This is a genomic window from Paraburkholderia sp. 40 (genome assembly GCF_050434105.1).
Lineage (GTDB): Bacteria > Pseudomonadota > Gammaproteobacteria > Burkholderiales > Burkholderiaceae > Paraburkholderia > Paraburkholderia tuberum.
In genome coordinates, this window is sequence record NZ_JBNPVY010000003.1 from 286,746 (window position 1) to 308,811 (window position 22,066).

Genomic DNA, 22,066 nt, shown 5'->3' on the forward strand with positions numbered 1-22,066 from the left:
AGGCGTCTAGCGCGCCTTCATGGTTTGAACGGAAAAGAGGAAATACCGAACGGCCTTTCCCGAGTGCGCGGCGCGATCAGTTCTGCAGCGCGTCCCACATTTCCTTGTCGCGCTGCGCGGTCCAGATGCGCGGATGGCTGATGCCGCTTGCTTCGTCGTAGGCTCGCGACACGTCGAACGGCAGGCAATGCTCGTAGATGAAGACGTTGCCGAACTTCGGGTCCATGGACTTGCGCGTGAGCGCCATCGCGCCCTTCAGATCGAGCTTGTCCCTGAATGCGTCACGGCCCGCCTGCAATAGCGTGGTGACGAAGTCTTTCGTGTAGTCGAGGCCCTTGTTCACTTCCGCCGGCGACAGCAGCGCGGGGCCGCGACCCGGCACCAGCTTCTCCGCGTTCAGGGCGCGCAATGCTTCGAGCGTTGCCGGCCATTGTTCAAGTTGCGCGTCGCCGCAATAGCAGGCCGCGTCGTACTCGACCAGGTCGCCGGAGAACAACACCTTCTGCGACGGCAGCCAGACGACCGTGTCGCCCTTCGTGTGGCCCGAGCCGAGATGCGCGATGCGCACTTCGAGCTTGCCGAGAAAGAGCGTCATTTCCTTTTCGAACACCAGCGTCGGCCGCGTCAGGCCGGGCACCGTTTCGACGCCTGCAAAAAGGCGCGGGAAGCGTTCGATCTCCGATTTCATATCGGCTTCGCCGCGCTCGACGATCATTTCGTAGGTGCCGCGGCTGGCGATCACCTGCTGCGCGCCTTCCTTGAAGTACGCCGACGCGCCCAGCACGCGCACCGCGTGATAGTGCGAGAGCACGACGTATTTGATCGGTTTGTCGGTGACGCTGCGGATCTTCGCGATCAGGTCTTGCGCCATGGCCGGCGTGGCGGTGGTGTCGACGATCAGCACGCCGTCGTCGCCGATGATCACGCCCGAGTTAGGGTCGCCTTCGGCCGTGTAGGCATACGCGTTTTCCGACAATTGGGTCCACGTGATCTTCTTCTCTTCCAGGTCGGCCTGGGATGCGAAAGCCTTCGCCATGTCTGTCTCCGTCTCACGACTCGTTGGGGGATGACTAATAGTCGTCGTCACGCTTATATTTGTCAATGACAAAATACCTTGTCATTCACTAAGTTAGGGTAAACTCCGTTGGTTGGTCGGCACGGTCCGATCGGATACCATCTAGGCCTTCCACGGGCGACACCGGACGGGCCGAATCTCCTTCGGGTCAAGGGCGGACAACACGATGGCTGATACTACAAGCGAAAAGAAACAGCGGGGGATTCAGAGCGTCGAGGTCGGCGGACGTCTGCTGCAGGCGCTGGCGCGACAGCGCGAACCGCTCGGGCTGACCGAACTGGCCGGCGAGGCGCAACTGTCGTCGGCGCAGGCGCATACCTATCTCGTGAGCCTGACGCGCCTCGGCCTCGTCAAGCGCGATGCCCTAACCGGCAACTACGAGCCGGGGCCGCTGTCGTTGCGGCTTGGCCTCATGCATATCGAACAGCAGCCGGTCTATCGCATCGCGGCTGCCCACGCGGCTTCGCTCGCGGAGCGGATCGGTCTTAGCGTGGCGATCTGCGTGGCGGGCGTGCAGGGCCCGACCATCGTCCGATACGAGCGCAGCGGTGCGCCGCTGCATGTCAATCTGCACATCGGCACGGTGATGTCGCTCGAAGCGACATCGACGGGCCGCGTATTCTGCGCGTTCTGCGCTGCCGAGCAGGTCGCGCAGATGGCGCGAAGCCAGGCGCATTCGGCGGACCCGACGCCGGCGCGCGGCCGCGCCGCCAAAGGGCCGACTAGCCCGGAGTGGCGCAAACGCTTCGATGAGATCCGCGCGCGCGGCATCGAGCGAGGAATCGATGCGCCGAGTCCGGGCATCAGCAGTCTGAGCGTGCCGGTGTTCGATGGCGATCAACGGATGCAACTCGCGTTGACGGCGATCGGCTCGTCGGGCTCGATCGAAGTCGGGTGGGATGGTGTGGTCGCGCGTCAGTTGCTCGAAACTTCCCGACGTATCACCGAAGCGCTGGTCACACCCAGCTGAGAATCATGCAGATCGAAACCCCGGACGCGTCCGACGCGAACACGCCCCAACTCAACGACACGAAAGCTCAGCGCGGAATCAGCGCGCTCGACAACACAGGCGAACTCCTGCTGGCACTCGTTGCCGCCGGCCGTCCGCTGTCGCTGCGCGATCTGGCCGCGGCCGCCGATATGCCCGCCGCCAAGGCGTTTCCGCATCTGGTGAGTCTGCTCAAGGTCGGCTTGCTGAGCCGCGACGACGCCGGTCTTTTCAGTGCGGGACCGCTCGGCATGGAGCTCGGCCTGATCGCTTTGCAGCGCATGTCGCCGATTCGCGATGCCGAACCGGAGATCGTCACGCTTGCGGCGGAGTCCGGCATGAGCGTCGCGGTGGCGATTCTTGGACCTTTGGGTCCTACGGTAATCCGCTTCGAAGAATCGGCGAGACCACAACACGTGAGCCTGCGCGTGGGCACCGTGATGTCGCTCGTCAACACGGCGATAGGGCGCGTGTTCGCCGCGCATCTTGCGGACGACGTATTGGTCGGGCTGTTGTCGCAGGAATCGATCAGACTCGCGGGCGCGCCGGTTGCGGAGGTGCTCTTGGCGCCGAAAAAGGGCCCGCCGTCGTTGGCCCCGGCCTATCTGGCACGTCGTGCGAAGATTGTGAGCGACGGCATCGATGACGCACTCGATGCGCCGGTGCCGGGCATCGGCGCGTTGGCCGCGCCCGTGTTCGATCACACGGGCAGCGTCAGTCTGGTGGTCGCGGTGATCGGTCCGTCGGGCGGCTTTGATTTCAGCACGCACGGCACGACCGCGCAGAGGCTGCTCGCCACGACACGACGGCTGTCGTGGCGGTTCGGCTGGGTCGGGCGCTGAGCCTGGGTCGTCAATCGGCGCGCGCCAGCGCCAGCGCTTCGAGCAGCACGTCGGCATCTCCGATGTGGTTCGCGAGCAGCAGCACGAGCTTTGCGTTCATGAAATGGCTTTGCTCGTCGGTCAGTCCATTGTGCGCGTCGATGAGCTTTTCATAGAACGCATCGGGATCGGCCATATTCGTTTCGATGTTCAGCTTGGTCATGATGGTTATCCGTTGCAGGTTGCGCGATCCACGGCCTTGGCGACCGATGCGGTGTCGAGGGCGCGCCAGCGCGCGCAGACGTGCTGGTCCGGACGCAGCAGATAAAAGGTGCCGGGCCGCGCATCGAAGCGATGCGTGACGATGCCTTCGACGTCCTCGATCACCGTGACGTGAGGCATCTCCGGAAGAGCGGTCACGGCCGCGCCACGCGGCACGACGATCAACGAGTGAACCGGCACCGCGAGGCATGCGAGCGCGCGAAGCTGTTCGGCGCATTTCGTCAGGTCGTCTCCCTGGCCGCAGAATTGCACACCCGTGAAGCCGCCATGTCCGGTCTGATTCAGGAACCAGGCGTCTTCGCCAGCGAGCTTGACCGGCGCGTCGGTGCTGGCCGCGCCGGGCACCATCGCACCGGTGAACGCGTCGGCGTCGGGCGTGTTCAAGGGCGAGTCGCGCAGAACCGCCGGCACCGACAGACGGCCGCTGTTGACGATGCGCCGCGCGAACGGACACTCTTTCGCGAGCTTAAGCGTGGCATCGCGGAACATCCGCGAAACCGCGCTTTTCGGCGTGATGAAGTCGGTGGCGCGCGATGAATTCAGGATGTTTTCGTCCGCCGCATACTCGCGCTCGGATGCATAGGTATCGAGCAGCGCCGGCGGCGCGTCGCCGTTGACGACGAGCCGCAGCTTCCAGGCGAGATTGTCGGCATCCTGCACGCCGCTATTCGCGCCGCGCGCGCCGAACGGCGACACGCCATGCGCCGAATCGCCCGCGAACAGCACGCGGCCATGCCGGAAACTGTCCATCCGCAAACACGAAAACGTGTACACGCTGACCCATTCGAGCTCGAACCCGGCATCGTCGCCGAGCAGCGCTTTCACGCGCGGAATCACTTTTTCAGGCTGTTTTTCGGCGACCGGATCGGCGTCCCAGCCGAGCTGGAAATCGATGCGCCAGACGTTGTCGGGCTGCCTGTGCAGCAGTACGGATTGATTGCGATGGAAGGGCGGATCGAACCAGAACCAGCGTTCGGTCGGAAACGGCGCCTTCATTTTCACATCCGCGATCAGGAAGCGGTCCTTGAAGGTGCGACCATGACTGTCGAGACCGAGCGCCTTGCGCACCGCGCTGCGCGCGCCGTCGGCAGCGACCACGTATTGCGCGCGCATCGGATAAATGCCGTCGGGCGTTTCGACCCGCAACTCGACATGGTCGTCTTGCTGGGTCACACCGATCACATTGCTTTTCCAGCGCATCTGCAGATTCGCGGTTCGTTTCGCCTCGTCGACCAGATAGCCCTCGACGTAGTACTGCTGCAGATTGATGAATGCTGGGCGCGCGTGGCCTGTCTCGGGCAGCAGGTTGAACGTATAGATCAGTTCATCCTGCAGGAACACCTTGCCGACGTTCCAGCTCACGCCTTTGTCGACCATCTGCTTGCCGCAGCCGAGCCGATCGAAAATTTCCAGCGTCCGCTTCGCAAAACAGATTGCGCGTGAACCGCTCGACAGCGTGTCGTCATTGTCGAGCAGCACGGTGCGAACGCCCTGCTGGGCAAGATCGATGGCCGCTGACAACCCGACCGGGCCAGCGCCGATCACCACGACCGGATAGGTGAGCGGTGCACCGGCATCGTGGTCGGCGGCTCGCTCGTAGTCAAACCGCATCGTTTGGTAGTCGATCTGCATGGCGTCTCCGGGTTCTGCGGGATATCTTTTATTAATCTATAGCAAGTAGTATTGCTCCTTGCTAATAATAGCCATTCTATAAAGCTTTTTGAGCGATCGAATCTGTATTTACCCTGGTGTGGTTCCATTGCCCGCAAACTCCAACGCGGATCTGAGTCAGCGTACCGAGGAGCAGGCAAGCGCACTGCAGGAAACCGCCGCTTCGATGGAGCACCTAAGCGCGACCGTGAAGCAGAATGCCGCCAATGCGTTCGAAGCCAGCGAGCTCGCAACTGGCGCTTCGTCGATCGCGGTGCAGGGCGGGAACGTTGTCGGCGCGGTCGTCGAGACGATGAGGGGGATCAACGAGAGCTCGCGCAAGATTGGCGAGATCATCGGCATCGTCAATGACATCGCGGCGCAGACCAACATTCTCGCGTTGAACGCGGCAATCGAGGCAGCGCGTGCCGGGGAACAGGGCAGAGGATTCGCGGTCGTCGCGGCCGAGGTGCGCTCGCTCGCGAAACGCAGCGCAAGCCGCTCAGGAAATTCGGGAGTTGATTACCGAAGCGTGGAGCGCGTCGATCATGGCAGCGCGCTCGTCGACCACGCGGGCGCAACGATGGTGCAGGTCGTGGATGCGATTCAGCGCCGGAGTGAGTGTTCTCGTGGCGGAAATCAGCAACTCGGGTGCGCAGCAGAGCGTCGGCGTGGGGCAAGTCGGGGAAGCGGTCAGGCGGATCGCCTTCGAGTTGGCGGGGTCCTGTTAGAAGTGAAGCTGACCCAGGCTCTGGCAGGACGCCTGATTCGGACGACGACGTGCTGACTATGCTCACGTTGCTACAAACCGGATATAAAAAAATGCGGAGCCACTCGCACATGCGAGGGCTCCGCTGGTAGGAAGGGCCGGGTGCCGACTGACCATCGATGATTGGATTCTTCTCCGCTGAGGACCAGCACCCGCTCTCTTCCTGAACAAACCCCGTAGCGTCGATAACTCATTGGGTGGTATGCGCCGCGCCGGCCTGAGTCGTGCCAGGTTGTGCCGATTCAGCCAAAGCGGCGCGTGCGCGGTCGCGGGACTCGCTTACCGACTGGTTGCGTTCTTGCCGGGATTCGCGAGCTTCGGCCCTGAACGCCTTTCTGGCTTCCGCGGTCCGGGCACGTTGTTCACGGTTCGCCTCGCGAATCTCGTTTCGCTTCTGAACGATTGGATCACTGTGGGTAGTCGCCGGTACAGAAGCAGCCTGTGCGACTTGGGGTGCCGCCGTGGCCGGCTGCTGGGCAATAGCAGCGCCGGAAGTCATCAGGCCGAGCACGACGAGCGTTGTGGCGATTCGGTTGGTAAGGCGGCTCATGATTTACTCTCCGTTTAATTGAGGTCTACTGAATAGTGGCGACAGCCTGCAAAAGCGATGTGAGGTTGTCAGCCGAGTGCGGTTGCCTCCGGTGCAGCGAGGCGCTGATGGATTCTTTCGGACTCGTCTCAGCACAGGAGCCATTCTAACGAATGCCCGAATCATTTCAAATAGCTTTCAGTCAGATTTCCCAGGGTAAACCCTCTATTTGGGGAAACTGAATGCAGTGCCTGGCTCGACAAAGTCGAGGAAGCGCACGCCGCGCTAGAGGAGCGTCGGCAGGAAAGGAAGACGAGGGTCGAGATCGGCTGAAGGCAGACGCGTAGCGCGCCGCCAAGCATTGAAACGTCGGGTTGACCTTGGCAAGTGGCATTCGTGATACGTTAGCTGGCACAAGCAGCGATGGAGACCGCCCATGCTGATTTCTCTGCTGTTACTTGTGGGGCTTCTTTGGTGGATGTTCGCGATCCATCCGGGGCATGCGGCGCTCGAGCGACTTCGTGCGATGATGGAATTTGCCCGCTTGGACTTCAAACTTTTTCCGAAGCTTGCCCCGCATTCGACTGCCCGGTCTGCGATTGCCCTGGCTCTTTACGCCATCACTTGCGCGATCAGCGCAGACAACCTTGGCCTCGCGCAGGCTCAAGCACAGCCGCCGTCGTTCGAGAGCTTCGCCGTCCCGGCCGGCAGCGCACCGCATGACGTCGCACCGGCGCATGACGGCACCGTGTGGTACACCGCGCAGGCGCGGGGAGCGGTCGGGCGGCTGGACCCGCGCAGCGGCAAAACCGACACGATCGCGCTCGGCGCCGGATCGGCGCCACATGGCGTGATCGTCGGCCCCGATCGTGCGGCGTGGGTCACTGACGGCGGCCAGAACGCAATCGTGCGTATCGATCCGAAGACGCTCGCCGTTACGCGTTTTCCGCTACCCAAGGACCGGCCGGACGCCAATCTGAATACCGCCGTGTTCGACAAACAGGGGCATCTGTGGTTTACGGGGCAAAGTGGTATCTATGGCGAACTCGATCCGCAGCGATCGCGCATGCGCGTCTTTGATGCCCCACGCGGCGCCGGGCCCTACGGTATCTGCGTGACCCGCTCCGGGGATCTGTATTTCGCTTCGCTGGCGGGAAATTACGTAGGTCGCATCGACCCGACCACGGGCGCGGCACAGGTCATAGAACCACCAACGTCGAATCAGGGCGCGCGCCGCGTCTGGGCCGATTCCAGGGGGCGCATCTGGGTCAGCGAGTGGAACGCCGGAAAAGTCGGCGTGTACGATCCTGGCACGCATCACTGGCGCGAATGGCGACTGCCCGGCAACGATCCGCACGCGTATGCAATATTCGTCGACGATCAGGACATCGTCTGGCTCAGCGAATGGAGCGCTAATGCGCTAGTGCGCTTCGATCCGCGTGCCGAGCGGTTCGACGTGTTGCCGCTGCCGCGTGACCACGCGAACGTGCGTCAGATGATGGGTCGTCCGGGCGAGGTCTGGCTGTCCGAATCCGGCACGGATCACCTGCTGCTCTTTCGATCCCGTGCAGCCGATGTGAACGGGCAGTGACCACGCACTGCACCGGGAGCGGAATTGCGCAGTCCGCTGCGCCCCGCGTGCGCGGGCCCGCTACCAAAATGGTCTAGAGGAGCTGGAGGGTCCGCGGATCGGCTTCTCCGCCGAAATACTTGCGCAAAGCTTCGATAAATACGTCGTTGTCGTTCGTGGCGTGCGCGAACAAGGTGACCGACGAGCGAAACTTCAGGTCATCCGGATACCCGAAAATTTCCTCGATGGACCGGTCGCTGACGAGGTTGACCAGGTGCGTCGTTTCGCGCAGCCGTGGGCCGAGTATCGGGTGGCGCAGATAGGCTTGCGCTTCGGCCAGCGAGGAAAGCGCGAATCGCTGAGCCATTGCGCTGGTTCCGAGCCCCTCGATTTGAGGAAACACGAACCACATCCAGTGGCTTCGCTTGCGTCCGTGCCTCAGTTCATCGCATACCTGGTCGTAGACCCGCTCTTGTGCATCGAGGAAGCGCTGAAGATCATAGGGATCGTCCATTTCGTACTCCGTTGCACGCGTGGAAACCCATCGTTAAACCACGATTCTCGCGCGCATTGCAGGCACGGGTCTACGATGGATCTTCGCGCCGAACCGATGATCTGATTCGGTCCTGATGGTCCGCTTCATGACTGCTCCAAACGGCAACTAGCTGTTGATTTATCTTATACGGAGGCCCTTTTCGCCGCATCCAACGAATGTTCGCGATAGGGGAAACGGCTGGATTCCGATCGCGCGCAGACTATTTCCGATCGAACGTTGATTCGCTCCGTCATTAGCGATACCTTTACGTCTATCCAGGTCGTCGGGTGCTGGTCAACGAAGGGAGAACCGTTTCGTGAAGAGAGCGTGGGCTGTCTCCTGCATCGTCGCATTGAGCGCGATCTTCGGCGGATGCGGCAAGCAGGGACCGCAAAGCGCCACTGAGGCATCGGGCGCATCCGCGAGCTCGGCGCCGGTTCAGCCAGCACAGGGTGCGAGCGATGCAACCGCTGCATCAGGCGCCCAAGGAACGGGCGCGCTGGTCACCGTCACGAAGGCGCAGTTGCCGGCGGAAGCGGCCGAAACACTGCGACTGATCAAAGCGGGCGGCCCCTTCCCGTTTAGCGATGACGGCGTCTTGTTTCGTAACAGTGCGGCTTTGCTGCCGAAGCATCCGCGCGGTTACTACCACACCTATACGGTTCGCACACCAGGCGCGACGGATCGCGGGCAGCGTCGGATCGTATGTGGTGGGCCGCGCAAGCAAACCGGCGAGTGCTATTACACCGACGATTACTACGCCAGCTTTAAGCGCATTGGAGAATAAAGACGGAATGAACTGCATCAGCGACGCTATCTGCGAACTGGCGGCGGCGTCGCAAGGCATCTTTTCGCTAGCTGCGATGGCGCCTGTTTCAGCGAGTTCGGCGACGCAGTCATCGTGCTATTGAGGCCCACAACGATGAGATACCTGCCGACAGCATCAATCCATCGGCCAAAAGTCTGAACGTTGATGGCTTCATCCTGATCACCACAGATCTGGCGAAGAACGACCCCCAGCCATCAGCGCGGCACCTACGTTCATCCCTTTGACGACCACGCCGAGTGGAAGGGCGCCGAACTGCGTTCAGCAGTACGTTCGAGCGCCTGGCCATCGCGGCGAGCCGACTGCGCCGAAGTGAAGTCGCGCGTCGGGTCTCGGGCATCGTGCGTGTGAACCTGGAGGGGTTTCCAGACAGTGCGAGTACGCCGTTGACGGCGAGGTCAGTAGGAGATCTCACAATCAGAAGACCTGAAGGCAGCCATCAGAACTATGAGATTTTCCTGCCGTCGGGCTTCTGCGATAGTTGTTCTCAACCGTTGTGTTGGATTTCCGTACCGCGCGTCGTCGTCCAGGGAGAATCTGCATGCATCGTTTTGTGATCGTGGGAGGAGGGGCGGGTGGCATCGAACTCGCAACGAGGCTAGGCGATCGTTATGGTGGTCGGCGAAGAAGCGGGACGCAACGTGCCTCCATTACGTTGATCGACCGCAACCCGACGCATATCTGGAAGCCGCTGTTGCACGAGGTCGCAGCAGGAAGTCTGGACCCATTCGCACAGGAACTGGCGTACGCCGCGCAAGCCCAGTGGCACGGCTTCCAGTTCATCCATGGCGAACTTGTCGGACTGGATCGTGGCTCGAGGCAGGTCCTGCTTTCGCCACTGCTCGATGACGACGGAACCGAACTGGTACCGCCGCGCCGAATCGGGTACGACTCGTTGATTCTTGCCATCGGTAGTACAACGCACTACATCGGCGTGCCGGGCGCGGCGCGTATGCTTTGTCTGCACGGGCTCGATCAGCACGATCCAGCATTCGTCGTCTGCGACTGGATTGTGCAGCGTGCCGCGCGGCACTACGTGCATCGAACCCGCGGGCAAATCGACGACGTGTCCGCCCTCATATTCGATCTTCAGATGTCCGCGCACGACGAAGAACAGTTCGTCCTCGTGCTCGTGGTCGTGCCACACGAACTGCCCGCGCACTTTCGCGACTTTCACGTACTGATCGTTGACGTGTGCGACAACTTTCGGCGACCAATGATCCGACACATCGGCGAACGCGGCTTCAAGGTCGAACGATTCGGCGAACGGATGGGAAGACATGCTTATCTCCAGGTCGGAATGAGGGATGCGGCGAGCAGCACACCCATCGCGAGATTGAGAATGCGCCAGTGGCGCGGCGTCCGAAACAGCCGCGCGAATAGCACGCCGAGCGCACACCACAGCGCGAGCGACGCGCACGCAGTCACCCCGAACGCTGCACCGAGCAGCATCGCGAGGCGGTTCGGATTGTTTGCGAGCAGGGCGAAAGACGCCGCCGCGCCAACCGTCATCGCCCAGCCTTTCGGGTTGAGCCAGAGCAGCAGGAAACCGTTGACGAGCGAAACGGGTCGCACGGGGCCATTGCTCGCGTTTGGCGGCCCGCTGCGCGCGATGCGCCACGCGAGCCACAGCAGATACGCGGAGCCGAGTGTCCTCACCGCCGTTTGCAGCGACGGCAGCGTGAGAAGCAGACCGCCAAGCCCGAGTGCGGCGACCGCAGCGAGCAAGGCGAGGCCCATAGCGATGCCGAGCATCAGCGGTATCGAGCGTACGAAGCCGAAGCGTGCGCCTGAGGCGGCGGCGAGCGTGGTCGCGCCGCCGGGCGTCACGGTCGCGACGGCGACGAAGAGCAGAAGCGGCAGAATCGAGGTCATCGGTGCACATTCGGATCAGTGAATTCGCACTGTACGGATCGTCAAGGCATCGTGAAAGCTAATAATATTGATGCGGTACATTACGCCGCATAATGTATAGATGAGCCGAAATCTCGACCTCGATCTGATCCGCACCTTCGTTGCCGTCGCCGATAGCGGCAGCATGACGGTCGCCGCGAATCTGCTGCACATGACGCAAGGCGCCGTGAGCCAACAGGTGAAGCGCCTCGAAGATGTGCTGGATTGCCTTCTATTCGTTCGCAAGACGCGCCGGCTGGAACTGTCGCACCAAGGCGAGCAGTTTCTCGTGAAGGCGCGCAAGCTGCTGCGGCTGAATGATGAAATCTGGGCCGACATGACCGGCCAGCCGTTGCGCGGCGCCTTGCGTGTGGGCGTTCCTTACGATCTCGTGACGCGGCTCGCGCCCGCGATGAAGGCATTCGCCGAGGCCCATCCGCACGTCGAAATTTCGTTGGTGTGCGCGGCGTCGCCAGAGCTGAGCGAAGCGGTGAATAGCGGTCGCGTTGACGTGTCGTTGATCGAATATGTCGCAAGCGAAGCCGAAGGTGAAGTGGTCTGCATCGAGCCGTTGGTGTGGGTCAAGGGGCGCGGCAGTGATGCATGGCAGAAGCGGCCGTTACCGCTGTCGATGGTAGACGAGCGTTGTGCTTTCCGCCCGGTGGTGCTCGGCGCGCTCGCGGACGAGGGCATTGCGTGGCGCACGGTGTTCGAGAGCGGAAACATCGAGGCGACCGCCGCAACGGTGCGCGCGGGCCTCGCGATCACGACCTGGCTCGCCTCCACGGTGCCGGCCGATCTGGAGACGCTCACGTTTCGAGTCAGCGGCTTGCCTGCACTGCCTCCGTTCGCGATCTGTCTGCGATTGCCCGCGACGGTTCAGCCAGCGGCACAGGAATTCGCGCGCCATGTGCGGGATTCGATGTCGAGCGACGCTGGCACTCGACGCGCGCCGCTCGCGAACATTGCGTGACGGACGGCGTTTGAAGTGCGCGCCGGAATCGAGTGATTCAGACGCACGCAGTGCCGCCAGCCATCTTTTAGTTCACGGACGTCGCGATCCTACAAGCGCTGCGGCAGCGCAGCCGCAAAATAGTCAGTCACCCGGCGCACGCGCGCAGGCACGAAACGGCGCCTCGGCCAGATGATGCTTACATCACGGGCGTCGCGAATGAAGTCGTCTAGCACGGTCACAATGTCGGGATGCTTGAGTTCGTCGGCGAGCGAGAGCTTCGCGAAGAGGCCGATTCCCACGCCCGCGAGCACGGCCGATCGTATTGTCTCGACGCTATTCGACGACAGGTTGCCTCGCACCGGTACGCTGAATCGGCCTCGTGGCCCATGAAACGGCCAGTTTGCCGACTCCATCAGACCGCCGTAGAGCAGGCAATTGTGATTGGCGAGTTCGGTAGGATCCTTCGGTACACCGTATTGTTCGAAATAGCGACGCGATCCGACGCAGACCAGCGGGGTGCTGGCAATCCGCTTCACGACCGAATCCGGATCGTTGACGGAGCCCACTCGAATCGCGAGATCGATTCGATCCTCGACCATATCGCGTACGAAATCCGACAACACGAGATCGACCCGAAGACCAGGATAGCGCGACAGCAGCTCGGGAATGAGCGGAAGAACGTGCAGGCGACCGAACGTAGAGGCAGAGGCGATCCGGACAAGCCCCGAGACATCCAGCGTGCTGCTGGTCAGCTCGCTGTCGGCCACCTCCATCTCGTCCAGCAACGGCTTGGTGCGTTCGTAGTATTTCTGCCCCTGATCCGTCAGGGTCACGCTGCGTGTGCTTCGGTTGAATAGCAGCACGCCCAGGCGCTTTTCCAGCGCGCCGATCGACTTACTGATCGCGGACTGTGACTCGCCGGTTCTGCGCGCCGCGGCGGAAAAGCCACCCGCTTCAACGACGGCGAAGAAGGCGTTCAATTCGTGAAACCGATCCATTGTATTTCTCTCGTGCGATCTATTCTCTCGGTGAATGGATCTTATGATAAATCCGCCGATTATCATTCGCAGGGGCCGCAATTACGATGTCACTTCCATTCACGAACAGGCAGAAGCTTCAATGTCTACTCTCACAGGGAAGATCGCCGTGATTAGCGGCGGAACGACGGGTATCGGCCTGGCGATCGCCAGGCGATTCGTCGCCGAAGGCGCTCACGTCTTTATCTTCGGTCGGCGCCAAGGCCAGCTCGACGAGGCCGTCAAACTGCTCGGACGCAACGTTACCGCGATTCAGGCCGACGCCGCGAATCTCGATGACCTCGACCGTGTCGCTGCGGCAGTCAGGGACGAAAAAGGTGTCGTCGACATCATCGTGTCGAACGCGGGCTTTACCGAGCAGGCTTCGATCGACACCATCACGCCTGAGCATTTCGACAAGGCATTCAACCTCATGGCGCGCGGCCCGGTATTTCTGGTGCAGAAGCTGCTGCCGATGATGACAGGTGGCGGGTCGATCATCCTGGTTTCGTCGGCCATGCACGTCATGGGCATCCCTGGTCATACCGCCTACGCGGCGACCAAGGCCGCGTTGCGTTCCTATGCCCGCACCTGGGCCGCCGAATTCAAGGATCGCGGCATTCGCGTCAACATGCTTAGCCCCGGTGTCACCGACACCCCGATTCTCGACTCCCAGTCGTCGACACGCGAGGATCTGGTGAGCATGTACAAAAGCATGGTCCCGATCGGTCGACTCGCCCGCGCCGAGGAGATGGCGAGCGCGGCGCTCTTTCTCGCCTCCGAACAGAGTTCCTATATGACGGGCGCGGATTTGATGAATGACGGTGGCATCGGCCAGGTCTGAGTCCGCCATGAAAAGGAGTGCACCATGACCTATTCAACTATCGACCCTGGAAAACTCGCAGCGGAGGCTGGCCGCCGGCTCGCCGGCAGCGGCATGGCTATTGGTGTTGCCAACGCGCATAGCCGCGAGTCGATCGAGGCAATGGCGCAGCAACTCGGTGCGCAGGTCACGGCCATGAGTTTGCAAGATGCGCCCCGCGCGGAGGTCATGATCCTCGCCGTGCCGATTCATGCCCACGCCACCATTGGCGATCAGCTATCTGATTGGGACCGGATGGTCGTTGTCGATGCGAACGACCATGACAGCATCTCGCCGGATGAGCTTATGGGTCTTCTGAATGCCGCGAGGTCATGACCTCCGCGATTTTTACTCGTGCTATTTAGCGGTCGCGTTGTACCACTCGACAGCGTCCTCGCCGGCGGGGATGTTGAACGGGCTCGATGAATCGGTCGCTGCGAGCCAAACTGCTTCGGCGACATCCGATGCGTGCGTGACGGCCGTTTCTTTCTGCCAGTTTGCGAAAATCTGCTCCACGAGCGCGCCGTACGGCTCGGCGAATCCGTCTTTCATCCGTGCCTGCGCGTTCTCGCCGAAGCGGGTGGAAGGCGCGCGTCCCGGCAGCACGACACGCACGCGCACATTGAACTGCTCCAGTTCGAGCGCGAGCGATTCGCTGAATGCGTTGACCGCGGACTTGCTCGCGGTGTAGACCGACAGCAAATGCAGCGGTCTGCAGGTGACGCTCGACGTCACATTGATGACCACACCTTCGCGGCGCTCGCGGAACTGCGGCAACACGGTCTGCGCCATCGCGATGGTCCCGAGCGTATTGGTCTCGAAGATATCGCGCACGGTGTCCATCGGCGTTCCTTCCAGCGCGTTCAAAAAACCGATACCCGCATTGTTGACGAGCACGTCGATCCGACCGGCGGCATCGATGACGGCGCGAATGCTTTGCGGGTCCTTCACGTCGAGGGCGAGAATCGAAAGACGATCGGAGCGCGGCAAGACGTCTTCGCGTGGCCTGCGCATCGTGGCGATAACGTGCTAGTCGCGATCCAGAAAATAACGCGCGATTTCGAGGCCAAAGCCGGACGAGCAACCGGTAATCAAGACGGTCTTCATGTCGAATCCTGTGGTTGGTGACAGTCCCAACACAATAAGTCCTGACCGCCCGGACTCGCTACAATTGAGCGTCCAGGTTTCATTCGAAATCGTCCGATCATGATCGACCCGCTCGCCGAAATCGTCACATTGCTGAAGCCGACGCCCACGTTCTCGAAAGTGCTGAGCGGCGCCGGGCGCTGGCGCGCGAGCCGCACGGAAGTCGGTCAGCCGTTCTATTGCGTGGTGCTCGAAGGTTCCTTCCGTCTATCCGTCAATGGTTGCGAGCCGCTCATTCTTCAGGCCGATGACTTCGTGCTTGTGCCCGAGGTTTTTAGCTTCACGATGACGAGCATCAACCCGCCCGACGATGACGACGTCTCCGATATCGCGCCCGCGGCACTGCCCGACGGCAGCTTTCGTTTCGGCGATGCATCGGTCGCGCCAGAAGCCCAATGGCTTGCGGGCCTCTGCGCGTTCGGTTCGCCGGATGCGGCCTTGCTTGTCTCGCTCTTGCCCAAGCTCGCGCACGTGCGCGGTGAACCCAGGCTGGCGACGCTCGTGAAGCTCGTGAGGGAAGAATCGCGCGCGCAGCGGCCCGCGCGCGAGGTCGTGCTGGCGCGACTGCTCGAGGTGCTCTTCATTGAAGCGTTGCGAGCCACGGGGACGGGGGCATCGCCCGGACTCGTCCGCGGCCTCGCCGACGCCCGTCTCGCGCTTGCCATCCGTCATATGCACGAGAGTCCGCACAAGCCCTGGACGATCGCACAACTTGCAAAAACCGCCGCGCTTTCCCGGTCCTCTTTCTTCGATCGATTCAGCCGCGCAGTCGGCGTGGCACCGATGGAGTATCTGTTGTCGTGGCGCATGGCCGTCGCCAGGAGCCTGCTGCGCCGGAACGAAGTCAGCATCGCGGTGATCGCGGAACGTGTCGGCTACGGCTCGGCGAGCGCATTCAGCGTCGCGTTCACGCGTCATGTCGGACTGCCGCCCACGCAGTATGCTCGAGACGCAGCGAATGTCGTCGCTCGATAGCGTCGTAAAAAGGCTATCGGGCCTGGGGCCGCGAGCTTTCGCCGGATCGCAATCCGTTCGAGGCAGGCCTGGCGTTCGCCTGCAAGCTCGACCGAGACATCGCTTTCCGCGGTCGCGACGCCCTTCTGCGTCTGCGCGAGGCGCCGCTGCGCCGGCGTCTCGCGATCCTGACGGTCGACGGCGCCGAAAATCTGATGCTGTGGGGTGGCGAAGCTATCTTGCGCGACGGCGAGCCGGTAGGGGCGGTAACCTCAGCCGCGTTTGGGCATACATTGCGATGCCCGGTCGCAATGGGTTTCGTGAACCGTGCCGATGGTGCCGCCGATGCCGCGTGGCTCACGCAAGGCCGCTATACGATCGACGTGGCGGGCGAACAGGTGAGGGCAACCGTGCATCTTAGGGCGCCGTACGATCCGCGATCGGAACGCGTGAAGGGCTAGATGCAGCCAGCTGGGGCGAGAACGACCCCGAAATCAGGTTTTCGCGCAACAGTCGCGCGTTGCGCCTTCGTGGAGCTTCAGGTCGATCCGGAGATTCTCACTAGAGCATCGTCTACGCCGAAGTGATGAAAATAACATCGAGCCTATCCGGCCGATGCCGCGAGACATTGCTCAATGCTTGCTGCATCGCTCTTTCGCACTGTCAATCTGTTCGTCACCGACTTGACTCCGAGCACTGATCTTGCTGCATTGCCAGCGCGCGAGATCTGCCAGCTTTCCGGCACCGACCCGGTGAGCGTGACGACGCCGTGGCTCGCCCTGATGTGAATCTCTGAATCATCCATATCCGGTACACGCCTGAGGGCGCGGCGAACGTCACGAACTATCGAAGTATCCGGCCTGGGTCGAGGCGGCGAGCCCGAGGCCGCCACCCTTTGTGCGACCGCGCCGGCCGTTGCGCTCATAGCTTGTTGCGCGTTCGCATAGGCCGCGCCACTCGCGATGGCCGCAATTATCATTGCGCCGATTATTCTGCTCGCATTGCTTATGTTCATGCTGGCTCCTTTGGGTTCTGCCAACCTTGCAAAATCCGCTGTCCGTGTCGAACGATTTCTTTGACCAGCAGATCCAGGTCGCGAGCGTTTCCTCGGAACGCTGCTGAACGCCGTGCATAGGGAGCAAACCGGCTGCGTCGTTCTTCTCCATCTCGGCACCTGTCGGGTTCGACGTTGAGCAAACAAGAATCGCCCCAACAGGAGGCAGGATCGGCCCCGTAAGCCGTCACCACTCGGACACGATGCGATACACGCTTGCCCTGCCCTGGAGGCCGCGAAGCGGAGCCTCAAATTCGACGACAGTGCGGCCACCAAGGAGGTCGCGGACCCCAGGCGCACTATAGAGCGCTTCCGAAATGCAAATCTCCCCGGCGTCGGCGAGAGACTGAACGCGCGCGGCGACGTTGACGGCCTGACCGAAATAATCGAGATTGTCGTTCAGTGTCACCGCAATCGACGGCCCGCAATGTGCCCCGATCTTCAGGATGATCGCCGGTTCTCCACGTTCGCGATTGAAGTGCCCGATTTCCTCCACGATACTCAACGACGCGGAGACTGCGTCCGTTGGTCGACAAAAGACGGCCATCACAGCGTCGCCAATCGTCTTTACGATAGCGCCGGAGTACCGTTGTGCGATCATCTCAAGCAAGGCGAAATGCTGTCTGACGAGGCCGTACGCATTCAGATCACCGATGCGTTCATACATGGCCGTCGAACCCTTGAGATCCGTGAAAACGAACGTCACTTGCCGAATCCCAAGGCCTTCCTTCTCGTCAACGTTCTCCGAGCGGAACAGGCGCCGGAAAGTTTGTCGCGCCACCAGCGCCCCTCCGGAGAGATACGGTTCGAATTCGAGCGGCGGCTTGATGGCCTGAGCGACGACCTCTGGAGGCCAATTGATCAAGAGCAGCGACCCGCGCGTGCTCCCGGTATTCCTTACTTGGATGACGACAGGACCAGGCGGCACAACGGAGAGCGCCGGGGCAAACCGTTGACCGTCATAACCGGCCTGCAACAGTGTCGGCGAGGTGGCGGGCTCACCAGCGATCGGAACAATGAGAGCGGCTTGTGTCTCGACATTCACACCCGTCAAGGCACCGGGGCCAAGAACAGCCTGCAGGGTCGTCGTCGAACCTGGCGGCAGGAACGTGAGGCCGCGCACGAGCCCCCGCAAGAAGTCGAGAAACCGGGCTTGCTGGCCGGCGAACCGACCGTCACCGTTAAATCGCAGTTTCCAGTGGAAATCTTCAACGGAAAGCGACTCGGGATCGTGGAACGTCAGCCTCCGAAGTTCGGGCGATATTGAAAACGTGACCTGGATGAAATCGTCGAGGTCGGTTTCGCCCGTAACGTCGCATAGCCCACAGACGTAATGGGTCTTGAGAGTACGCAATGATCCGAAGCTGTGGAGGACCATTCCCGACTGCGGACAAAGAACGTCCCAGTTCATCTCGAACAATCCGTATCGCGCCGCATGAAGAAAGAGGTCAATGCATTCAGCCTCGTTTATGCCGCGATCTCGCGCAAACGCCAGCGGATTGACCCGGTAGACGGACAGCTCGTCGCCGCTCCTGATCAGAGTCTCGAGCTTGGAAATGACGCGCGGACTCCATGATCGCGCCTGCTCGATCGCGATCATTTTGCTCTCGAGAAGCCGATCGTCAATGTTCATCGTCGTGGCGAGGTCAACGGAAAACAGTCAGACACAACTGCCGTGTCATGTCGCTCTACCTTGGATTGCAAGATACGGTGACGGTTGGACGGCGTCAACAGGAGTGAGCGCGGCGACCCTATCCTCCTCTATCGGCCTCGCCCGAAAGCGCGGCCTCGATGGCCAGGAGCGCATAAAGGAAACCCAGGTTGCTGCCCTCCTGCCGTAGCCGCTGGAGTTCCTTCAGCGATGCCGGATCGCGATTGCCGGTTCCATACGAGACAAGCGCCCGTGCGCGCGCCACGAAAAATCCGGAAAAGGGCGATGGCTCGCGGCGTGCGTAGTCTTCAAGGGCCGCAGCATGATGCGCGGCCGCATCCCAGCGTTTGCGGTCGATGCATGCATCTATCGCATCACGTCGAAACAGAAAGTGGTTGTGGCTCACCGCTCCGGCCGCGAGCAAAGCTTCGCCTTCCGCGAGCGCCTGTGCGAAGACAACGGGGTCGTCCGTCGTGCGCGCGAGCACGCCGAGATAAGCGGGGCCCAGGTAGTTCAGCCGGTCTCCCGGCTGATCGACAGCGCCGCTTCGATATCGGCGCGCGCTTCGCGCTGACGGCCCGCGACCCGATGCAATTCCGCGCGAAACGCGAGCGCTTCACCTTCGAAGCGCCTTGATTTCAGCTCGCGCGCGCACTGTAGCGCAGGAGCGACGTGCTCCCACGCACGATCCCACTCCGCGCGATCGTGCAGGCAGTGCCAGGCAGCGTGATGGGCGACGGCAAGTGCGCGGGGATGCCCCACTTTCTGCGCTGCGGCGACGCTGGCAAGCGCGGCGTCGAGTGCGCTCGCGGCTTCGCCGGTAAACCACGTCGTGATCGCCCGCATCGGAAGGTTGGCCACCTCGATCCGTCCGAAGCCATGGCATTGGCAGAGTTCGATGCAGCGGCTGAAGGCCGCGTGGGCGCTGATCATCCGGCCGCGCATGTACTCGCCATCGCCAAGGCCGCCGAGTGCGGCCGCCTCCTGTTCGGGATCACACGCGTCGCGCGCGAGGGCAAGGCTGCGCCCGTGCTCACGCACGCAGCCGTCGATATCGCCGCGGGGAAAACACAGATTGCCGCGCAGGAAGTGAATGCGCGCCTTTTCGCGCAACAGGCCTTGGGAGGCTTCAGCGGCGTAGTCGAGGTCGGCCCATGCACCGTCGAGATCGTCGATGATCCGCTTCACCGTGGCCCGCCCGATCCATGCGCGGCAACGCTCCGCGTCCGTCGTCGCATATTCGAGGGCGATTTCGAATGCATGAAGTGCCGACTTCATGTCACCCAGGTCATGCAGGACGCTTCCATGTAGACACTCGAGTGCGGCGCGGTCGCTGCGTTGATCCGCGAGATCGAGCCCTCGTTCGACAAGCCGGAGCGCGGCTTCATGGCGGTGCCCCGACGCCTGCGAGCGCGCTGCTTCGCAATAGGCGAGCGCTGCCCCGGGTTCTCCCGCGCGATCGAGATGTTCGGCTCGCAGGACGAGGTCGCGCTCGCCGTACCACTGTGCGGCGCGACGATGCAAATCGCGGCGCCGGCTTTTCAGCAGCCCGTCATAAATGGCGTCGCGAATCAGTGCGTGATGGAAGATGAATCCGGTGCCCTGACGTCGTAACAGCAGACCGATCACAAGCGGTTCCAGCGCAACGCCGGCATTCGCATCGGCGCCAGCGCCATCGACGAGAAAATCGACCGCCTCCTTCTCGAACAACTGGCCGAGCACCGAGGCAGCCTGCAGCACTGTCTTATCGGCGGGATCAAGCCGATCCAGCCGCGCCTGTACGAGGCTTCGCACCGACCCCGGCACGCCGGTCCCTTCGCCGTCCTGCGCATCGTTCAGCAACTGCTCGAGAAACAGCGGATTGCCCGCCGCCCGTTCGATGCAGCGTCCCGCCAGACCTGCCTGCGCCCCGGGAAACGATCTGGCCATCGCCTGCGCGTCGCTGGCGCTCAGCGGACCCAGATCGATCAGCGAATACGGTCCGCCGGTCGCCACGCGCCACGGCTCTTCACTCGAATCGCCGTGCGTCCGCACTGTCAGCACGAGTACGGCCGGACATCCCGCCATGGTTTCCGAAAGTCCGGCGAGGTCGCGAAGCGTCGATTCGTCCGACCAGTGAATATCCTCGACGACCAGTACCCGAGATTGCTGGCGGCTCGCGCGTTGGACGAGCCGGGTCAGGGCGTTGCGTCGGCCGCGAACGCGCATTTCATTGTCCATGGCCTCGTAGACTGCCCGGTCCTCGAACCCCATCGGCAAATTGACCAGATCTTCGAGGAAGAGGGCGTCGCCAGCGTCGATCAAACCGCTGGCGAGCGCGTGCTCGACGCCAGTGGCACTCGCAGCTCCGTCAGTTGAGCCGTCGGCTGCCAACAGGCCGCGCACGAGAGACTGGATTGCGCCACGTCCGGTTGACGCACCGAAGTCGAGCACGAGGCCAGTATGAGAAAGGAATCCTGACTCCCGCGCCTCGCGTTCGAATTCCTCGACCAGGCGTGTTTTGCCGATCCCGGCCTCACCGCGCAGCAGAACGGTGCGTCCGCCTCCGGTGTCGCGGCAGGAATGGAGCACGGATCGAAACTGCCGCATCTCATGATGCCGGCCGACGAACGGCCGGCCCGGGCGTGAGCGCCGAAGGCCGGCAATACACCACGCCGTGACCGCTTCTGCGAAGCCTTTGACCGACAGCGCGCCGCGTTCGACACAGTCCATGCGGTCAGCCAGCGGGCGTCGCACGCTTTCCGAGATCAGGATCTTCCCCGGCTCAGCCGCATCGGTGAGACGCGAGGCGAGGTTGACCGTGTCGCCGGTGACGGTGTATTCCCTGTGAGTCGCGCTACCGGTGCCGCTTGCGACGACTTCGCCGCCGGCTATGCCGATATGCACGGAGACCGGGCGGCCGAGAGCACGCGACAGGTCGGGCATCCCATCCCTGATCGCGAGTGCCGCCCGCACGGCGCGTTCGACATCATTGCCATGCGAGACCGGCGCGCCGAATACTGCCATGACGCAGTCGCCGACGTGCTTGTCGACGTGCCCGCCATGTTGCTCGATGGTGCGGTCAACCTGCTCGAAGTAGCGATCGAGCACGGCGAGTACTTCCTCCGCGTCGACTTCACGGCTCATCCGCGTGAAGCCACACAGATCGGCGAACAGGACGGCGACCTGCCGTCGTTCGCCTTTCGCCTCGCCTGGGCTCGCGGCGCTATGCCGGGGCCCGGTTCGCGCCCGCAATTCAGTCAAGGCATCGAGCAGTTTGCGGCGATGACCAACCGACGCAATACCCAGTTCTTTCAGATCGTCCGCGGTGAGATCGCGAAGCACGTCGGCGTCGATGGCGTTCTCGCGAAACACCGGTTCATACCGCTCCATTCCGAGGCTGTGCAGCCACACGGCGACGTCCACGAGCCCTCCTGAGAGGAAGGTGTCGAATCCGTCAAAAATAGCACGGGGCTGGCTTCGTGGAGCTCTGCGCCCCGGGCGGCGGCCG

The 22,066-nt window shown here is 62.3% G+C and carries 21 protein-coding genes and 4 pseudogenes; 11 read left to right on the forward strand and 14 right to left on the reverse strand.

Going from position 1 to position 22,066, the window contains the following annotated elements; translation table 11 throughout:
* Window positions 1-76 precede the first annotated feature (76 nt).
* Window positions 77-1,036: an MBL fold metallo-hydrolase gene (locus tag OKW28_RS16680; protein ID WP_429447391.1), complete on the reverse strand. Its 960-nt coding sequence runs from the start codon at window positions 1,034-1,036 to the stop codon at window positions 77-79.
* 205 nt (window positions 1,037-1,241) lie between these two features.
* On the opposite strand from OKW28_RS16680, the gene OKW28_RS16685 reads away from it, so the two are divergent.
* Together OKW28_RS16685 and OKW28_RS16690 are read left to right on the forward strand one after the other, a co-directional pair.
* Window positions 1,242-2,045 carry an IclR family transcriptional regulator gene (locus OKW28_RS16685; RefSeq protein ID WP_429447393.1) on the forward strand — a complete coding sequence of 268 codons (804 nt, stop codon included), beginning with the start codon at window positions 1,242-1,244 and terminating at the stop codon, window positions 2,043-2,045.
* A gap of 5 nt (window positions 2,046-2,050) precedes the next feature.
* Window positions 2,051-2,905 (forward strand): IclR family transcriptional regulator, encoded by an 855-nt coding sequence (locus OKW28_RS16690; RefSeq protein WP_429447395.1) that lies wholly within the window; start codon window positions 2,051-2,053, stop codon window positions 2,903-2,905.
* Between the two features lie 10 nt (window positions 2,906-2,915).
* Here the strand turns inward: OKW28_RS16690 and OKW28_RS16695 are convergent, their stop codons facing one another.
* On the reverse strand, window positions 2,916-3,107 hold the full coding sequence (locus OKW28_RS16695) for a DUF2783 domain-containing protein (RefSeq protein ID WP_013094246.1): 192 nt from the start codon (window positions 3,105-3,107) through the stop codon (window positions 2,916-2,918).
* A 5-nt stretch (window positions 3,108-3,112) separates the two neighbouring features.
* On the reverse strand, window positions 3,113-4,798 hold the full coding sequence (locus OKW28_RS16700) for an FAD-dependent oxidoreductase (protein ID WP_429447397.1): 1,686 nt from the start codon (window positions 4,796-4,798) through the stop codon (window positions 3,113-3,115).
* An 88-nt stretch (window positions 4,799-4,886) separates the two neighbouring features.
* Between OKW28_RS16700 and OKW28_RS16705 the strand changes: the two genes are divergently transcribed.
* A complete protein-coding gene (locus OKW28_RS16705; protein ID WP_429447398.1) occupies window positions 4,887-5,603 on the forward strand; it encodes a methyl-accepting chemotaxis protein in 717 nt (238 codons plus the stop codon).
* Between the two features lie 172 nt (window positions 5,604-5,775).
* Here OKW28_RS16705 and OKW28_RS16710 read toward each other — a convergent pair whose 3' ends face one another.
* Entirely contained in the window at window positions 5,776-6,135 is a 360-nt protein-coding gene (locus OKW28_RS16710; protein ID WP_429447400.1) for a hypothetical protein, read from the reverse strand.
* A 415-nt stretch (window positions 6,136-6,550) separates the two neighbouring features.
* On the opposite strand from OKW28_RS16710, the gene OKW28_RS16715 reads away from it, so the two are divergent.
* Entirely contained in the window at window positions 6,551-7,705 is a 1,155-nt protein-coding gene (locus OKW28_RS16715; protein ID WP_429447402.1) for a virginiamycin B lyase family protein, read from the forward strand.
* A 73-nt stretch (window positions 7,706-7,778) separates the two neighbouring features.
* Here OKW28_RS16715 and OKW28_RS16720 read toward each other — a convergent pair whose 3' ends face one another.
* Window positions 7,779-8,198 carry a DUF1810 domain-containing protein gene (locus tag OKW28_RS16720; protein WP_429447404.1) on the reverse strand — a complete coding sequence of 140 codons (420 nt, stop codon included), beginning with the start codon at window positions 8,196-8,198 and terminating at the stop codon, window positions 7,779-7,781.
* Between the two features lie 337 nt (window positions 8,199-8,535).
* Between OKW28_RS16720 and OKW28_RS16725 the strand changes: the two genes are divergently transcribed.
* Together OKW28_RS16725 and OKW28_RS16730 are read left to right on the forward strand one after the other, a co-directional pair.
* Window positions 8,536-9,006 (forward strand): ribonuclease, encoded by a 471-nt coding sequence (locus OKW28_RS16725; protein ID WP_184039907.1) that lies wholly within the window; start codon window positions 8,536-8,538, stop codon window positions 9,004-9,006.
* A 580-nt stretch (window positions 9,007-9,586) separates the two neighbouring features.
* Window positions 9,587-9,991 (forward strand): annotated as a pseudogene (locus OKW28_RS16730) (FAD-dependent oxidoreductase); the annotation flags it as partial.
* 3 nt (window positions 9,992-9,994) lie between these two features.
* Here OKW28_RS16730 and OKW28_RS16735 read toward each other — a convergent pair.
* Together OKW28_RS16735 and OKW28_RS16740 are read right to left on the reverse strand one after the other, a co-directional pair.
* Window positions 9,995-10,327, reverse strand: a pseudogene (locus OKW28_RS16735) (cupin domain-containing protein); the annotation flags it as partial.
* Window positions 10,328-10,329: 2 nt separating this feature from the next.
* Entirely contained in the window at window positions 10,330-10,920 is a 591-nt protein-coding gene (locus tag OKW28_RS16740) for a LysE family translocator (protein WP_429447406.1), read from the reverse strand.
* Between the two features lie 100 nt (window positions 10,921-11,020).
* On the opposite strand from OKW28_RS16740, the gene OKW28_RS16745 reads away from it, so the two are divergent.
* On the forward strand, window positions 11,021-11,911 hold the full coding sequence (locus tag OKW28_RS16745) for a LysR substrate-binding domain-containing protein (protein WP_429447408.1): 891 nt from the start codon (window positions 11,021-11,023) through the stop codon (window positions 11,909-11,911).
* Between the two features lie 89 nt (window positions 11,912-12,000).
* On the opposite strand, the gene OKW28_RS16750 is transcribed toward OKW28_RS16745, so the two are convergent.
* Window positions 12,001-12,891 carry a LysR family transcriptional regulator gene (locus tag OKW28_RS16750; RefSeq protein ID WP_429448737.1) on the reverse strand — a complete coding sequence of 297 codons (891 nt, stop codon included), beginning with the start codon at window positions 12,889-12,891 and terminating at the stop codon, window positions 12,001-12,003.
* A 121-nt stretch (window positions 12,892-13,012) separates the two neighbouring features.
* Here OKW28_RS16750 and OKW28_RS16755 point away from each other — a divergent pair, with 121 nt between their 5' ends.
* Together OKW28_RS16755 and OKW28_RS16760 are read left to right on the forward strand one after the other, a co-directional pair.
* Window positions 13,013-13,753, forward strand: a complete 741-nt coding sequence (locus OKW28_RS16755) for an SDR family NAD(P)-dependent oxidoreductase (RefSeq protein WP_429448739.1) — start codon at window positions 13,013-13,015, stop codon at window positions 13,751-13,753.
* 24 nt (window positions 13,754-13,777) lie between these two features.
* Window positions 13,778-14,107, forward strand: coding sequence for an NAD(P)-binding domain-containing protein (locus tag OKW28_RS16760; protein ID WP_429447410.1), 330 nt, complete (start codon window positions 13,778-13,780; stop codon window positions 14,105-14,107).
* A 21-nt stretch (window positions 14,108-14,128) separates the two neighbouring features.
* Here the strand turns inward: OKW28_RS16760 and OKW28_RS16765 are convergent.
* Window positions 14,129-14,878, reverse strand: a pseudogene (locus OKW28_RS16765) (SDR family oxidoreductase).
* 99 nt (window positions 14,879-14,977) lie between these two features.
* Between OKW28_RS16765 and OKW28_RS16770 the strand changes: the two are divergent.
* On the forward strand, window positions 14,978-15,892 hold the full coding sequence (locus OKW28_RS16770; RefSeq protein ID WP_184010480.1) for an AraC family transcriptional regulator: 915 nt from the start codon (window positions 14,978-14,980) through the stop codon (window positions 15,890-15,892).
* 8 nt (window positions 15,893-15,900) lie between these two features.
* Window positions 15,901-16,332, forward strand: a pseudogene (locus tag OKW28_RS16775) (glycine cleavage T C-terminal barrel domain-containing protein); the annotation flags it as partial.
* A 143-nt stretch (window positions 16,333-16,475) separates the two neighbouring features.
* Here OKW28_RS16775 and OKW28_RS16780 read toward each other — a convergent pair.
* The 5 genes from OKW28_RS16780 to OKW28_RS16800 form a co-directional block, all read right to left on the reverse strand.
* The gene (locus tag OKW28_RS16780; protein ID WP_429448741.1) at window positions 16,476-16,796 is read right to left on the reverse strand and encodes a BON domain-containing protein; all 321 of its coding nucleotides are present in this window, start codon (window positions 16,794-16,796) and stop codon (window positions 16,476-16,478) included.
* On the reverse strand, window positions 16,708-17,037 hold the full coding sequence (locus OKW28_RS16785; protein ID WP_429448839.1) for a hypothetical protein: 330 nt from the start codon (window positions 17,035-17,037) through the stop codon (window positions 16,708-16,710). The genes OKW28_RS16780 and OKW28_RS16785 overlap by 89 nt, the downstream gene beginning before the upstream one ends.
* A 75-nt stretch (window positions 17,038-17,112) precedes the next feature.
* Window positions 17,113-18,525, reverse strand: a complete 1,413-nt coding sequence (locus OKW28_RS16790; RefSeq protein ID WP_429447412.1) for a DUF5939 domain-containing protein — start codon at window positions 18,523-18,525, stop codon at window positions 17,113-17,115.
* A gap of 151 nt (window positions 18,526-18,676) precedes the next feature.
* The gene (locus OKW28_RS16795) at window positions 18,677-19,063 is read right to left on the reverse strand and encodes a hypothetical protein (protein ID WP_429447414.1); all 387 of its coding nucleotides are present in this window, start codon (window positions 19,061-19,063) and stop codon (window positions 18,677-18,679) included.
* A gap of 26 nt (window positions 19,064-19,089) precedes the next feature.
* Window positions 19,090-21,981 carry an adenylate/guanylate cyclase domain-containing protein gene (locus OKW28_RS16800; RefSeq protein ID WP_429447416.1) on the reverse strand — a complete coding sequence of 964 codons (2,892 nt, stop codon included), beginning with the start codon at window positions 21,979-21,981 and terminating at the stop codon, window positions 19,090-19,092.
* Window positions 21,982-22,066: the final 85 nt, after the last annotated feature.